Raw genomic sequence first — 14844 nt, forward strand, 5'->3', positions numbered from 1 at the left:
GGCGGCGACGGTCGGACAGCTGCCGGTCGTCTACACAGGCCCCGTCGACCGCTACTTCGACTACGCCGAGGGCGCGCTGTCGTGGCGCACGCTGGACTTCGAGGAGGAAGTGCTCGAGGTCGGCGACTTCCAGGGCACCCCCGTCATGAACTACGCCGACGCGGACGTGCCGTACACGCGCATCCACGAGTTCAAGCACTTCCACCCCGAGCGCGCCGACCGGTACCCGGCCGACCGGACCGTCGTGATGCGCGAGTACTCGCGGTTCGCCACGCGCGAGGACGAGCCGTACTACCCGGTCAACACCCCGGAGGACCGCGCCGGGCTGGTCGCCTACCGCGAGCTCGCGAGGGGCGAGCGGGGCGTGCTGTTCGGCGGCAGGCTCGGCACGTACCAGTACCTCGACATGCACATGGCCATCGGCGCCGCGCTGTCGATGTGGAACAACCAGCTCGCGTGAGCGGCGCTGCGCGCGAGCCGCGGCGGTTCCTCAGTCGCTGAGCAGTGCTTCGATCTCGTCGGCCAGGTACGGCGCGACGGTGCGGGCGTAGGTGTCGGTGATGTGCCGGCCGTCGCGGTACACGACGACGTTCCCGATGACCGGTCGGCACAGGTCGTCGCAGTAAAGGTGCGTCAGGTCGATCGCGTGCGCGTTCTCGGCGATCGCGACCGCTTCGCGCACGCCGTCCGGCGGCATCACCGACGACAGCGGCAGAGCGCACTCCTGCGCGCCCCGCTCGCCGCTGCGCACGACGCAGTCGACCGTCTCGGCCGTCAGGCGCGGGTTGTCGACGAGGGCGATGAGGGGGATGTCGAGGTCGCCTCGCGCGTTCCACGCCGATGCCATTCCCTCGACCATCGTCGACATGGCGACGGCCGGGTCTGCGATGTCGACCTCGTCGGCGAGCGCCCGTCGCGCCTTCACCGCGAGGATCGCATCGAGCCCAGCCTGCTCCTGGACGTACTCCTGCAGACTGGCGCGCCATTCGGTGCATGCGTCGGCGAGCGCCCTGCTGTCCTGATGAAGGTCGTGCGTGGTCCAGTAGCACGCCGCGCGCCCCGCCAGGTCGATGCGCCAGTTCCGATCTTCGGCAACCTCTTCGAGGCCCGCGAGAAGAGCTTTCGCGTGGGAGTCGCCGACGACCAGGAGGTGGCGCTCGTAACCGGACGCCGGCCCCAGCGTGCACACGTTGAGGGTCGCGTCGGTGCCCGTCGACCAGCAGTCGGGCCGAGCGGAGATGTCGTTCGGGGCATCCTCCGGCGCGGGGAGCAGCACGCCCTCCAGTGCCGCTGAGTGGGCGCAGCCGGGATCGGCCATCGACGCCGCCCCGAAGCACGGCAGATCCTGCTGGAGGATCTCACCCGCCAGCAGGGCACGGTTGGAGGCGTCCTGAGCCGCCACCACCAGTCCGCTCGCGGGGATCGCCGCGACGGCGACCATCGAGACGGCCATCACGATGGCGACGGTCCTCGGTCGCGCGCGGCCGAGGAGCCGGGGCGAGAACCGGATCGGGTCCTCCCAGAACTTCGTCGAGAACCAGGCGACGGCGAACGTCCCTGCGAGGATCGCGACCTTCTCCAGATTGGTCAGCGGGTGGCCGGTGACGTAGGGGAGCAGCACGATGGGCGGCCAGTGCCAGAGGTAGATCGCGTACGACGTGCCGCCGATAACCGCGATCGGGCGAAGCCTGCCGCCCGCGGCGAGGATCGATCCCGCCCCGGCGTACAGCACGAGTGCCGTGCCCAGCACCGGCAGCGCAGCGGCGTATCCGGGGAACGGCGTCGCCGCGCCATAGCCGGCGATCGCGACGAGGATCATCGCGACTCCGGCGGTCACCGCGACCGCCTTCACGAGCGTGTGCTTCGCCAGTGCGAGCGCACCGACGAGCCCGCCGATGCCGAACTCCCACATCCGCGTGGCGGTCGAGAAGTACGCAGTGGCCCCGGACCAGCTGGTCAGCCAGATGCTGTAGCCGAAGGACAGAGCGGTGAGTATCGCGAGGCTCACGACGATGGATCGCCGCGCGCCCCACTTCATGCGGCGCGCCCACGCGGCGACGCCGAGCATCACCAGCGGAAGGGCGATGTAGAACTGCTCCTCGACCGACAGCGTCCAGAAGTGCTGCACCGGCGACGCGATGTTGTCGGCGGCCAGGTAGTCCACGCTGCTCTGCGCGAGTGCCCAGTTCTCGACGTAGAAGATCGAGGCCAGCGCCTCCCGCAGCGTCTGGGCGAGCACGGTCGGCGGCATGACCATGAGGGCGGCGACGGAAGTCAGTGCCAGCACGAGCAGGGCCGCCGGGAGAAGTCGCTTCGCCCGGCGCGCCCAGAACTGCCCGATGCGGATCCGTCCCGTCTCCGAAACCTCCCGGAGCAGATGCGCGGTGATGAGGAAGCCGCTGATGACGAAGAAGACGTCGACGCCGACGAACCCGCCCGTCACGCGGTCGGGCCAGAGGTGGAAGAGCACGACGGCCAGCACGGCGAGTGCTCGCAGGAGCTGGATGTCGGGCCGGAACTCCTCCCGGGCGCGGGCGGCTCGACGCGTCGACAATGACCGCCGCGTGCCGGCCGAGCCGGTCGCGTCGATGATGGCGACCCTCTCGGAGGAGCCAGCCGGAGCGGCCATGCCCTCTCCATTCGTCGGTACCGCGCGCAAGTCTAGGTGACGCGGACCGGTGCATCCGCCCGCGCCCGTGGGTCGCCGGCGTCGAGCACCGGGACGATTCGGACTGGCCCCTAGAATCGAGACCGTGACCACCGCAGCAGTCGGCGCGCCCGGATCGCCGAGGCGGTATCTCCACTCGCTGTGGCTGCTGTCCGCACGCGACCTCAAGGTGCGGTACGCGACGAGCGCGCTGGGCTATCTGTGGTCGATCCTGGATCCGCTCGTGATGAGCGCCATCTACTGGTTCATCTTCACCCAGGTGTTCCAGCGCTCCGCGGGCCTCGAGCCCTACATCGTCTTCCTCATCACGGCGCTGCTCCCGTGGGTGTGGTTCAACGCGTCGGTGTCGGACTTCACCCGCGCGTTCAACAAGGATGCGCGGCTCGTGCGCTCCACGGCGATCCCGCGGTCGATCTGGGTCAACCGGATCGTCCTGTCCAAGGGGATCGAGTTCCTCTGCTCTCTGCCCGTTCTGGCGTTGTTCGTGATCGGTGCCTCGTTCACCAGCACCCCCGTCCAGCTGAACTGGGGCCTGCTCCTGTTCCCGGTGGCGGTGCTGCTGCAGACGGTGCTGCTGGTCGGACTCGGCCTGCTCGTTGCTCCGCTCTGCGTGATCTGGACCGATCTCGAGCGCACCACGAAGCTGATCCTGCGCGCCCTGTTCTACGCCTCGCCCGTGATCTACGGCGTTTCCGACCTCCCCGGTATCTTCGAGACGCTCGCGGCGTTCAATCCGCTGGCCGGGATCTTCGCGCTGTACCGAGTCGGTTTCTTCGCCGAGGAGTGGGACCCCTGGGTCATCGGCGTGGGAGCGGCTATGAGCGTCGGGTTCCTCGTGCTCGGCCTGCTGGTCTTCCGCCGGCTCGAGCGTCCCCTCCTGAAGGAGCTGTGATGACGGCATCCGACCACGCCATCGAGGTTCAGGGCCTCGGCGTGCGCTTCCGCCGCAACCGGCGCGGACGCCGCAGCCTCAAGGACCTGTTCGCAGACTCGTCGCGTCGCTCCAAGCCGGGCGAGTTCTGGGCGCTGCGCGACGTGTCCTTCGACGTGCGTCCGGGCGAGTCGATCGGGGTCGTCGGGCGCAACGGCCAGGGCAAGAGCACGCTGCTCAAGCTCGTGGCAGGCGTCCTCATCCAGGACGAGGGCACGGTGACGGTCAACGGCGGCGTCGCCCCGCTCATCGAGATCACCGGCGGCTTCGTGGGGGATCTGACGGTGCGCGAGAACGTCCGCCTCACCGCGGGACTGCACGGGATGCCGAAGGCCGAGGTCGCTCGCCGGTTCGACGGGATCATCGATTTCGCCGAACTCCGGGAGTCCATCGACACGCCCTACAAGCACCTCTCCAACGGCATGAAGGTGCGGCTCGCCTTCGCCGTGGTGTCCCAGCTCGAGGAGCCGATCCTCCTCGTCGACGAAGTGCTCGCGGTCGGCGACAAGGCCTTCAGGGAGAAGTGCTACCAGCGCATCGACGAACTGCTCGCCGAAGGTCGCACGCTGTTCTTCGTCAGCCACAGCGAGCGCGACCTGCGACGTTTCTGCACGCGCGGCCTGTACCTCGACAAGGGGCGCCTGCAGATGGATGCCCCGATCGGCGAGGTGCTCGACAGGTACAACGCCGACTACGGCACCTGACAGGCAACCTCCAGCAGGACCTCGGCTAAGATGCTGAGGGCCGCAGCTGTGACCGAGTTGCTCATCGTCCTCACCTCGGCCACGGCATTCGCCTCGCTCCCCGCCGGTTCTGCGGAAAGACCAAGTATCCCAATGCGCGTATTCATCCAGATCCCTTGTCTGAACGAGGAGCAGACCCTGCCCCTCGTCCTCGCGGGGATCCCCACTCACATCGACGGGGTCGACGAGATCCACATCCTGATCGTCGATGACGGCTCGACCGACCGCACCGTGGAGGTCGCCCGCGAGCTCGGCGTCGAGCACTTCGTCTACCACACCCGCAACATGGGCCTCGCGCGGTCGTTCCGCGACGGCGTCGACTACGCCCTCCAGCACGGCGCGGACATCGTCGTCAACACCGATGGAGACAACCAGTACCCGCAGGAGCGGATCGCGGACCTCGTCCAGCCGATCCTGCGCGGCGAGGCGGACATCGTGATCGGCGACCGGCAGACGAAGACGATCGCGCACTTCTCGCCGTTCAAGAAGCTCATGCAGGGAGTCGGCAGCGCCGTCGTGAACTTCGCCGCGGAGACCGACCTCCCGGATGCCGCGAGCGGCTTCCGCGCCTACTCTCACGAGTCGCTGATCCGCCTCAACGTCGTCACGCAGTTCAGCTACTGCATGGAGACGATCATCCAGGCCGGCAACAAGCGGCTGCGGATCGCGAGCGTGCCCGTCACCACGAACCCGAAGACTCGCGAGTCCCGCCTCTTCAAGAACATCTTCCAGCACATGGGACGCTCCGCGCAGGCGATCATGCGCAGCTACGTGATGTTCAAGCCGCACGCGGTGTTCCTCACCCTCGGCGCACTGTTCTTCATCGGCGCGGCGATCCCGTTCGGGCGTTTCATCGTGCTCACGGCGATGGGCGTGGCGGGTGACCACATCCAGTCACTGATCCTGGGATCCGCGATGCTCGTCGGGGCACTGCTGAGCATCGCGCTCCTGGTCATATCCGACATGCTCCGCACCAACCGGACGCTCGTCGAGGACGCCCTGGAGAGGATCAAGCTGCTGCAGTATGCGCCCGATCGCACTCTCGACCCCCGCCAGGTCACCGCAGCCGAGGGAGCCCAGCACCCCTCACTGACCGTGAGCGCCGTCGCCGTCGAAGCGCGAACGCCCTCGCAGCATCGAGCGACACGAGGATGACGACATCCTCGCCGACGACGTTCCGGGAAGCGGCGTCGTCGGGCGAACGGGTGATGACGGGATTCCGTCCCGAGATCCAAGCCCTGCGGACGGTCGCCGTGCTGGGCGTGATCGTCTTCCACCTCTGGCCCGGTGCGCTCCCCGGCGGATACGTCGGCGTGGACGTCTTCTTCGTGATCTCCGGCTACCTCATCACCCTGCACCTCGTGCGAGAGCACGAGCGGACGGGGCGGATCGCGCTCAGCCGGTTCTATGCGCGCCGGATCCGTCGCCTGCTGCCGGCGGCGATGCTCGTGCTGATCACGACGGCGATCGCCGTGATCGTCCTCGTCCCGATCGATCGCATGATGGGATTCCTGCGGCAGATCGCGGCCAGCGCGCTCTATGTGGAGAACTGGGTCCTGGCCGCCGAGTCGGTCGACTACTTCGCCACTGACGGCCCCGAGTCACCGGTCCAGCACTACTGGTCGCTGTCGGTCGAGGAGCAGTTCTACCTCGTCTGGCCGCTGCTGATCATCTTGGCCCTGGTGGTGGCCGCGCGACGCGGCGGGGACGCGTCCCGCGTCGTGCTCGGCATCCTCGGGGCCGTCGCGATCGCGGGATTCGGGTTCGCCGCGTTCGCGACCGCCCTCGCTCCGCAGCCCGCCTACTTCTCCACGTTCGCCCACGTCTGGGAGTTCGCGGCGGGAGCGATCCTGGCAGTGATGCACGCCCGCGGGTCGGACCCCGGCCGAGTAAACGCCGGCTGGGGTGCAGGGCTCCTGTGGGCGAGCTTCGCGGCGATCGCCGCCTCGATGTTCCTGTTCTCGTCGGGCACCGCCGTCCCGGGACCGTGGACCGCAGTGCCCGTGGCGGCGGTGATCATCATCATCGCGGTGGGACAGTCATCCGCGAGGTGGTCGCCGACGCCGCTCGTGAACTCCCGTCCTGTGCAGTTCCTGGGAGACACGTCCTATTCGGCGTATCTGTGGCATTGGCCGCTCATCGTGCTGATCCCGTACGCGATCGGGCGCGAACTCGACCTCGTCGACAATCTGATGATCTTCGCCGCCACGATCGTGCTCGCGTGGGGGACGAGGGCGCTCATCGAGAAACCACCCGTGCGCAGCGCCTTCTGGTCGAAACGATGGGTCAGCTACGGGTTCGCCGCCGTCTCCGCCGCCGTCGTCGTCGCGGTGTGCGTGGTGCCTACGGTGGCCATTGCCGAGCAGTCGTCTGACGCCGTGGATCGCATCATCGCAGGGGTGGACGACCCGACCTCGTGCGTCGGCTCGCGCAGCCTGGCGCCCGCGGCGGTGTGCGAGCCGAGTGCGGCCGAGGTCGCCGACCCGACGCTCGCCCTGGGAGAGACCGAATACGAGGACCTTGCGGTCGACGTCGCGGCACGGACGGGTTCGGCGGCAGACTGCGCGGCAGGACGATTCGACTCCCGCGTGTGCACATTCGAGCCTGACGTGGCATCTGGAACGACGATCGCCGTGGTGGGCGACTCGCACGTCGAGCACCTGCTTCCGGCCCTCGCCTGGCTCCCCGCGAGCACCGGCTGGACCGTCGATGTGTACGACAAGCGGTCGTGCCCCTTCATCGATCCCGCGTGGCGGGCCGAGGGCGGCGCGGAGTACAAGCAGAACGAGCCCGACTGCATCCGCTGGAGGGAGCAGATGCTCACGGACCTGGCCGCCGATCCCGAGATCGCCGCGGTCGTCACGACGACGTACGCGCATCGGGTCGGCGTGGACGGCGACGCCGCCGCCCAGGAATCGATGACGGCCGCTCTCCGCCAGACCTGGAAGGTGCTCGAGGATGCCGGCAAGCGCGTGGTCGTGATCGCCGACACCCCTCTGGCCAGACAGAATGACATGACGCAGTGCCTGGAGGACGCGGGATCCCCTCTGGACTGCGCGTGGGACCGGGAGTCCGCACTGCCGTCCGATCCACTCGCGGCGTCGGTCGACGCGTCGTCGACGGCGCAGACCCTCGTCGACCTGACCGACGATTTCTGCCGTCCCGAGGCGTGTCTCGCGCTGGCGGGAGGGATGCCCGTGTATGCCGACCGGCACCATATCCTTCCCGGGTACGCGCTCACTCTGGCGCCCGCTCTGCGGGTCGGGATCGAGCGATCACTCGCCCGGTGATCCTGTTCGGAGCGGCCGTATCAGGGGTGTACAGTCGCACGGGTGGAAAGCACGGCCGTAACCCCCGAGCTCGTCATCCGCGCCGCGCTGGAGTGCCTGTTCGTGGTCGCGGTGCTCGCTGGGCTCCTCTGGTTCACCGACCTGCGAAAGCGCTTCTTCGCCCTCGGGGCCGGCGCCCTGGCGGTGGTGTACATCGTGGTCGGCGCCTGGTTCGTCGTGCAGATGGTGGACCGCTGGCAGTACGACTACGCGCAGAAGGTCTCGTACATCCCGCTCACCAGATTCGCCATGTACCAGGCGCAGCTCGCCGAGTCCGTCGAGCAGAGCTACTCCTGGCAGGCCACGCTGGCCGATGGCACCCAGAGGGAGGTCAATATCGCCGAGGAGTTCTCGGCGATCGGTCTGCCCCCGTTGTCGACCCGCATGCGGGTCCTGCTGGAGTGGGTTCAGGAGCCGGACGGCTCCGAGCACCGCGCGCAGGCCGAGGAAGAGCTCTCCCTCTACGCGCTCGCGCTCGCCCGCGCGCTCGAGGAGGACGGCGTGGAGCCGGTCGAGATCGGGTTCTACCGCGTCACAGGAACTCCGGGCGACGTGACGTCTGAACTCATGACGTCCTGGCCCGTCGAGGAGTTGGTCGAACGATGATCCGTGTGAGACTCCACGAAGGCGCCACCGCCGAATCCCTCGGCCTCGCGAGGATCCTGATCTTCGCGATCTGGGCCGTGTACGTCCTCGTGGACCCGATCCAGCGTCTCGCGCTGATTCCGAGCGAGCTCTTCCATCCGTTCGGGGTCTTCCAGTGGCTGCCGACGGAGTTCTGGACGGCGCTGCTCACGCCCGCGGGTCTCCTTGGCCTGACGCTCGTGTGCCTCGCCCTGTTCGTCTGGGCGGGGATCGGTCTGCCGGCGGCACGATGGGCTGCAGGCGCGGCGGTGGTGTGCGCACTGGTGTACCTGCAGGTGAAGAAGGGGTTCGGGGGCCACTTCGATCACCGCGAACTGACTCTGGTCTACGTGACAGCGGCGCTGCTGCTCACTCCGGCATGGGATGCCTTCGCTGTGCGACGGCCTGCGGCGCGCCCACGACGGCAGGATGTGTACCGCGCGTCGCTGATCCTGCTGAGCCTCGTGGTGATCCTGCAGTACGTGTTCATCGGCGCCGCGCGCATGTTCATCGGCGGGCCCGGGGTGTTCATGGGCGGCACGCTGCAGAACTGGATCGAGAACCGAAATCTCCGCCCGAATCCGTTCGGGTTCGACATCGGAACCGCCTTCCTGGATCCCGTCTGGGCCGTCCCGCTCGACCTGCTCTTCCTCGGGGGAACGATCCTCGAGATCGCCGCGATCATCGTCCTGTTCCTGCCGCCCGGCTGGTTCAAGATCCTGTTCGTCGTCGGGTTCGCGGTGTTCCACATGTCGATCTTCCTGCTGATGAACGTCGCCTTCCCCGAGAACATCGTCCTGCTCCTGCTGTTCTTCGATCTCGCGTGGCCGCTGCGTCGGATGCGGCGAGGCCACGAGGACGCGGGCGTCGCGTTCGTCGACCCCGGCAACGCGCGCGCGACGACGGTGCGCCAGCGAGCGGCCGATGCATCGCGGATCTCGTTCGAGGATCGCATCGACGCACGGGGCGGACTCGAGTTCCGCGCGGAGTCGGGGGCGATAGCCGAGGGCGAGGCCGCCCGCACAGAGATCCTCTACCGCACTCCCGGGCGACTGGTTGCCGCGTGGACGCGCGACCGCATCCTGCGACGTCGCGGGCCCCTACGGTCCGACCGATCCGGGGTCGGGCGATGGCTTTTCGGCCCCGTCGCCTCGTGAGATCTCAGTCGTCGACCCCGAGTTCCGGTGCGCCGAGTCCGAAGCGGTCGCGGAGGGCGAACAGGGCCGCCTGATAGCCGGACATGCCGTGGACACCCGTCGCCGGAGGGGTCGAGGATGAGCCCAGGTAGACGCCCGGGATCGGAGTGCGCCACGGCACCGGCGAGAGGATGGGACGTCGAAGCAGCTGCGCTAGTGTGACTGCGCCCGCCGAGATGTCGCCGCCGACGTAGTTCGGGTTGTAGTCGGCGAACTGTGCCGCGCTGCGTGCGGCGCTGCCGAGGATCGTGTCGCGGAACCCCGGTGCGTGGCGCTCGATCTGGGCGGTGACGATCTCCGTGGGGTCCAGCGTGGATCCGCGCGGCACGTGCGTGTACGCCCAGACCACGTGTTGCCCGGCCGGGGCACGGCTCGGATCCACGACCGTCGGCTGCGAACCGAGGACGTAGGGCCGGGACGGGTGGCGTCCCGCCGCCACCTCGGCCTCGGAGTGGGCGATCTGTGCGCGCGTGCCGCCGATGTGGAAGGTCGGCGCGGCGCGCAGGTCGGGGTCCGCCCACGGCACCGGCTCGGACAGCGCGAAGTCGACCTTCGCGACGGCGTCACCGTAGCGGAATCGTGACAGCGCGCGGCGGTACGACCCGGAGAACGTCGTGCCGCCGAGCTCGAGGAGGCCCCGCGCGCTCACATCCAGCACGGTCGCCCGTGCGGCGGGCAGGTCGCGGAGATCGACGATCCGCGTGCCCGTGGTGATGCGGCCACCATGCGCGATCAAGTCGGCAGCCATCGCATCCGCGATCGTCTGGCTCCCTCCGATCGGGATCGGCCAGCCGTGGGCGTGCGCATGGCCGGCCAGCGTGATGGCCACGCCGGCCGGGGCTATGCCGGGCAGTCTGCCGATGGAGTGGGCGGCGACCCCCGTGAGCATCGCTGGCGCGATGTCCTCCCTGAACCGCAACGACCACGCGGGGGATCCTTGCTCGAGCACCCGCAAGCCGAAACGGGCGACCGTCACCGGGTTCGCGGGAATCCTCAGCAGAGGGGATCCGGTGAACCGGCCGATCCGGTCCGGGTGAGCCGACACCGGAGCGAACAGACGGCGCCATGCCGTGCCATCGCGCCCCAGGCGCTCCGCCGTGCGGTCGAGATCGCGGTAGGCGATTCCGGCGGGTCTGCCTTCGAGGGGATGCGCGTACGAGATCTCGGGTACGACCATTTCCACCCGTCGCTCCAACTCGAACGCGCGGAAGAACGGAGATGGGGGAGCCATGGGATGAACGGCCGAGCAGACGTCATGGCGAAAGCCGGGCAACGTCAACTCCGCGGTCCGGGTGCCGCCGCCCACGGTGCCCGCCGCTTCGAACAGCTCGACCCGGAGACCGGCACGGGCGAGGGTGACCGCGGCGGCGAGCCCGTTCGGCCCGGCCCCCACGACCACGGCATCGACTGAGCTCACGGGAACCCACCCTAGTCGCAGCCCTGCGCGCAGGGCGATCAGCAGGCGCCCGGGGCGATTGCGGTAGGCTGTCTCGGTCCCCGCGCCGTCCCCCACGGCTGTTCCCTGCCACCCGCCACCTCTGGAGCGCTCCTCCGTGTCTGAACCGAGTCTCGGCGATGCCGGAGAGATCGACCCCGCCGTGTCGCGTCGACGGCGGAGGCGCCGCCTCGTGCGGTGGGTCGTCACCATCGCCGTGCTGGCGATCGTGGGGTGGTTCTTCGCGAACTCCCTGGTGCAGAACTGGTCAGAGGTCGCGGCCCAGGACCTCGAGTTCCATCCGCTCTGGATTCTCACGACGGTGCTGTTCATCATCGCCGTTCCGGTGTCGGGCGTGCTGTGGGGAGGCATCGTGCGGACCTTGGACAGCTCCGCGAGAGTCAGCCTCCGGGAGGCTGTCGCGGTCCAGTGCGCGTCGTGGGTGCTGAAGTACGTCCCCGGTCAGGTCGGCTCCGTCGTGAACAAGACGGTGTGGGCGGGGAAGAAGAGCATCAGCCGGACGCTGGTCATCATCAGCTTCATCTATGAGAACGTGTTCCTGCAGCTGGCGTCGCTGGTGCCGGGGACGATCATCATCCTCATCAGCCTCGGCCCCGATGTCTTCGGGGACAACGTCACGCTGCTCCTGCTGCCCGTGCTCGCGATCGTGCCGCTCGCGATCGTCAGCTGGAAACCGGTGTTCCACCGGATTCTCGATTTCCCGGCTCGGCGCGTGCTGAAACGGGAGATCCCGCGGGAGTACTTCCTGTCGACCCCCCGGACCATGCTGTTCGCGGCGGGCTTCGGCGTGCCGCGAGCCATCAACGGCGCAGGGTTCGTCGTTCTCGCGGCGACGATCGTTCCACTGTCGCCCTCCGACTGGCTCCCCTTCGCAGCGGCGTACGTCCTGGCAGGGGCGATCGGCGTACTGGCGGTGTTCGTCCCCAGTGGCCTGGGAGTGCGCGAGGCGGTCATCGTCGCCATCCTCAGCGCGTACATCCCCGTCCCCCAGGCGATCGTGCTCAGTCTGATCGCGCGACTGCTCGCCACGGTCGGCGCCGCCGGCGTCGCCCGGGTCTAAGCCCGCGTCCCTCTCACCATCCCCAAGGAGCATCGCCCATGACCGGCCCCCGCATCACGATCATCGGCTCGGCGCTGTCCGGCAACAAGGGGGCGGCGGCCATGCTGGAGGCGGCGATCCAGACGCTCGAGGAACGACTCGACGACCCGCGATTCACCCTGTTCAGCATGTATCCCGCCGAGGATGCAGCACAGAACCCCTATCCGAACCTCGACATCGTCGCGGCATCCCCCCGGCAGCTCGGCGTGACGATCAACAGCCTCGCCCTCGCCTACCGGATCCTCCCGTTCCTGCGTCCGCTGCTGCGCCGCCGGTCGAAGGCGATCGACGCCCTCGCGGGCAGCGCAGTCCTCCTCGACCAGGGCGGGATCACCTTCACCGACGGTCGTGAGAAGTTCCTCCTGTACAACATCGCCTCCATCCTCCCGGCGCTGAACACCCGGACGCCGGTCTTCAAATGCGCGCAGGCGGTCGGCCCGTTCACCAATCCGGTGAACCGTCGTGCGTCCCGCACGTTCCTGCCGAAGGTGCGCACTCTCGTGACCCGGGGGCGAATCACCCACGAGTACGCGGAAGGCCTCGGCCTCCGCAACCTGTTCGCCGGGGCCGACTACGCCTTCTCCCTCGAGCTCGACGGGACGGAGGAGGCGGCAGTGGCGGCGCACGTCGATCTCGGCTTCTTCGACGGCGACGTCGTCGGCGTGTGCCCGAGTGTCGTCCTGCAGAAGAAGGTGGACCAGCGCGGCGGCGACTACGTCGGCCAGCTCGTGACGTTCATCGAGGCGGTCCGCGCGCAGGGCAAGCGGGTCCTCCTCATCCCGCACAGCGTCCGCACCGGCACGGAGAAGACGCACAACAACGATCTCCCGCTGTGCCGCGACATCCACGCCCGGCTCCAGCCGGGCGACGACCTCCTCTTCGTGGATCGCGAGCTCACCTCGCAGCAGCTGCGCTACCTGATCGGTCGGTGCGGGCTGTTCGTCGCGAGCCGCTTCCACGCCATGGTCTCCTCGCTGGCCATGGCGGTGCCGACGCTGGTCATCGGATGGAGCCACAAGTACCGCGAGGTCCTGGAGATGTTCGACCTCGAGGAGTGGGCCTTCGGACACGACCAGCTGACCCCGGAGCATCTCGCCGCGCGCTTCGCCGACCTCGACGCGCGGCGGGCCGAGGTGAAGACGAAGCTGGACGACCACCTGCCGGGCGTGAAGCGCACATCGGTCAGGCAGGCCGACCTCATCGCCGACCTCGTTCGAAGCCGGTCGTGACGGGTTCTGCGCCCGCAGCCGCCGCCGACGATGTCGGAAGCCGCGCGTCGGGGCGCTTCGCGTACCCGGCCGCGGTGCTCGGCCTGGTCCTGCTCGTCCTCGGTCTCGCGGGCTCCTGGGCCCTGACCATCCCTCCGTTCCAGGGCCCGGACGAGGTGGCGCACTACAACTCCGTCGCGCGTCTCGTGGAGGGCGGCGGCTGGCCCCGCCCGTATGACGCGAAGATCACGGACGCCACCGTCACGGCCGTCGCGGAGTCGGGCTCGGCCTACCAGGATCAGGGCCTGCCCGTGCTGCCCCGCCCGGATGACAGGTCACTGCTCCTGGAGGGGCAGGAGTGGGAGCGCAACGGCACGGACCAGATGGTGCAGCATCCGCCTCTCGCCTACGCGGTGATCGCGTCGGTGGTGAAGGTGCTCGGTGGGGCCGACCTCCGCTGGGATCACGCCCAGCTGATCATGCGCGCGGTGTCCGCTGTGATGCTGTGCGCGTCGGTGCCGTTCCTCGTCGGAACCGCGCGCCGTATGACTGGGAGCCGGATCGCCGGCGTCGTCGGCGGGGCCGGCGTGCTGCTCGTCCCGTTCTTCTCGAACGTCGGAGGCTTCGTCACCAACGATGCCCTTCTGATCACCCTCTGCTCAGCTGCGCTCTTCTTCGCCGTGAGCGCGACGACGGGCAGGCGCCCGCTCCTCCTGCTCGCGGCGGCCGGGGCCGCGCTGGGCCTGGCTCTGCTCACCAAGGGCCTCGCTCTCTTCCTCATTCCGGTCATCGCGGTCTTCGCGATCATGACGGCGGTCACGCTGACGGGCTGGCTCCGCAGATTCGCGGCCGTCGCGATTCCGCTCGCGGTCGCCTTCTGCGTAGGCGGCTGGTGGTGGCTGCGCAACATCCTGATTCTCGGGCGGATCCAGGCCAACCAGCTGGGGGACAGGGAGTCGCGCCTGGAGGCTGCCGACGGGTACGACCCGTGGCTGTTCGTGGGCAACTTCATCGTGCGCTTCAACCGGACGTTCTGGGGCCGGGGCGCTCGCGAGGATCTCGCCTTCCCGACCTGGATCGTCGACGCCGCGGGCGTGCTCCTGGTGCTGGCGGTCATCGCCTCGTTCTTCCTCGCGCGCCGTCGACTCGCGCTGGCGGTGCTGTGGGCGTTCCCCGTGCTGATCCTCGCCACGATCGCCGCGAATGCGCACTCGATCTACTGGGACCTCGGGGATCCGTCGCGGGGTGTGCAGGGCCGGTACATCTTCGCGGGCATCGCCGCAATGGCCGCGACCCTCGGCATCCTGTTCGCGGCGCTCTCCAAGCGGCTGCCGATCCGGGCGGGTGTCAGCGGGGCGGTCGCCCTCATCGTGGGTGGCGTGGTCTCCGCCGCGGGACTCGTCTGGGTGTTCGGCCGCGTGTGGGGAGCAGCGGGCGTGGCTGCCGCCGGGCAGGCCCACGGAGTGGCTCCGTGGCTCTACGTCGCCACCGGCGTTCTGGGGCTGTGCGGGCTGGTGATCGCGGCTGCCGCGCTGGTCTCCGCCGAGGATGCCCAGGGGCGTCTCCGCTAGACTCGAGCCGGGTAACGGT

Annotated in this window: 12 protein-coding genes; 10 read left to right on the forward strand and 2 right to left on the reverse strand. The window is 68.9% G+C overall.

From position 1 onward, the window contains the following. The coding region (locus ACE3O1_RS00215) for a UDP-galactopyranose mutase (RefSeq protein WP_374311212.1) at positions 1-460 on the forward strand (460 nt) is incomplete at its 5' end. A 30-nt stretch (positions 461-490) separates the two neighbouring features. Here ACE3O1_RS00215 and ACE3O1_RS00220 read toward each other — a convergent pair. Then, positions 491-2629 carry an acyltransferase family protein gene (locus tag ACE3O1_RS00220; RefSeq protein ID WP_374311214.1) on the reverse strand — a complete coding sequence of 713 codons (2139 nt, stop codon included), beginning with the start codon at positions 2627-2629 and terminating at the stop codon, positions 491-493. A 124-nt stretch (positions 2630-2753) separates the two neighbouring features. Between ACE3O1_RS00220 and ACE3O1_RS00225 the strand changes: the two genes are divergently transcribed. The 6 genes from ACE3O1_RS00225 to ACE3O1_RS00250 all read left to right on the forward strand — a co-directional run bounded on the left by ACE3O1_RS00225 (position 2754) and on the right by ACE3O1_RS00250 (position 9452). Beyond that, positions 2754-3560 carry an ABC transporter permease gene (locus tag ACE3O1_RS00225; protein WP_374311216.1) on the forward strand — a complete coding sequence of 269 codons (807 nt, stop codon included), beginning with the start codon at positions 2754-2756 and terminating at the stop codon, positions 3558-3560. After that, positions 3560-4303 carry an ABC transporter ATP-binding protein gene (locus ACE3O1_RS00230; protein ID WP_374311218.1) on the forward strand — a complete coding sequence of 248 codons (744 nt, stop codon included), beginning with the start codon at positions 3560-3562 and terminating at the stop codon, positions 4301-4303. Before ACE3O1_RS00225 ends, ACE3O1_RS00230 begins: the two co-directional genes overlap by 1 nt. 132 nt (positions 4304-4435) lie before the next feature. Beyond that, positions 4436-5497, forward strand: coding sequence for a glycosyltransferase family 2 protein (locus tag ACE3O1_RS00235; protein ID WP_374311220.1), 1062 nt, complete (start codon positions 4436-4438; stop codon positions 5495-5497). After that, complete coding sequence (locus ACE3O1_RS00240) at positions 5494-7632, forward strand: acyltransferase family protein (protein WP_374311222.1); 2139 nt, start codon at positions 5494-5496, stop codon at positions 7630-7632. Before ACE3O1_RS00235 ends, ACE3O1_RS00240 begins: the two co-directional genes overlap by 4 nt. A gap of 42 nt (positions 7633-7674) precedes the next feature. After that, positions 7675-8277: a hypothetical protein gene (locus ACE3O1_RS00245; protein WP_374311224.1), complete on the forward strand. Its 603-nt coding sequence runs from the start codon at positions 7675-7677 to the stop codon at positions 8275-8277. 5 nt (positions 8278-8282) lie between these two features. Beyond that, positions 8283-9452 (forward strand): hypothetical protein, encoded by a 1170-nt coding sequence (locus tag ACE3O1_RS00250; protein ID WP_374311226.1) that lies wholly within the window; start codon positions 8283-8285, stop codon positions 9450-9452. A 4-nt stretch (positions 9453-9456) separates the two neighbouring features. On the opposite strand, the gene ACE3O1_RS00255 is transcribed toward ACE3O1_RS00250, so the two are convergent. Then, complete coding sequence (locus ACE3O1_RS00255) at positions 9457-10908, reverse strand: phytoene desaturase family protein (RefSeq protein ID WP_374311228.1); 1452 nt, start codon at positions 10906-10908, stop codon at positions 9457-9459. Positions 10909-11044: 136 nt separating this feature from the next. Between ACE3O1_RS00255 and ACE3O1_RS00260 the strand changes: the two genes are divergently transcribed. Genes ACE3O1_RS00260 through ACE3O1_RS00270 form a run of 3 tightly spaced genes read left to right on the forward strand, consistent with a single transcriptional unit; the run spans position 11045 to position 14825 of the window. Further along, positions 11045-12007 (forward strand): lysylphosphatidylglycerol synthase domain-containing protein, encoded by a 963-nt coding sequence (locus ACE3O1_RS00260; RefSeq protein WP_374311230.1) that lies wholly within the window; start codon positions 11045-11047, stop codon positions 12005-12007. Positions 12008-12045: 38 nt separating this feature from the next. Next, the gene (locus ACE3O1_RS00265; protein WP_374311232.1) at positions 12046-13275 is read left to right on the forward strand and encodes a polysaccharide pyruvyl transferase family protein; all 1230 of its coding nucleotides are present in this window, start codon (positions 12046-12048) and stop codon (positions 13273-13275) included. Then, on the forward strand, positions 13272-14825 hold the full coding sequence (locus ACE3O1_RS00270) for a DUF2142 domain-containing protein (protein WP_374311234.1): 1554 nt from the start codon (positions 13272-13274) through the stop codon (positions 14823-14825). The genes ACE3O1_RS00265 and ACE3O1_RS00270 overlap by 4 nt, the downstream gene beginning before the upstream one ends. Positions 14826-14844: the final 19 nt, after the last annotated feature.

The sequence above is a fragment of the Microbacterium sp. genome (genome assembly GCF_041909575.1).
Lineage (GTDB): Bacteria > Actinomycetota > Actinomycetes > Actinomycetales > Microbacteriaceae > Microbacterium.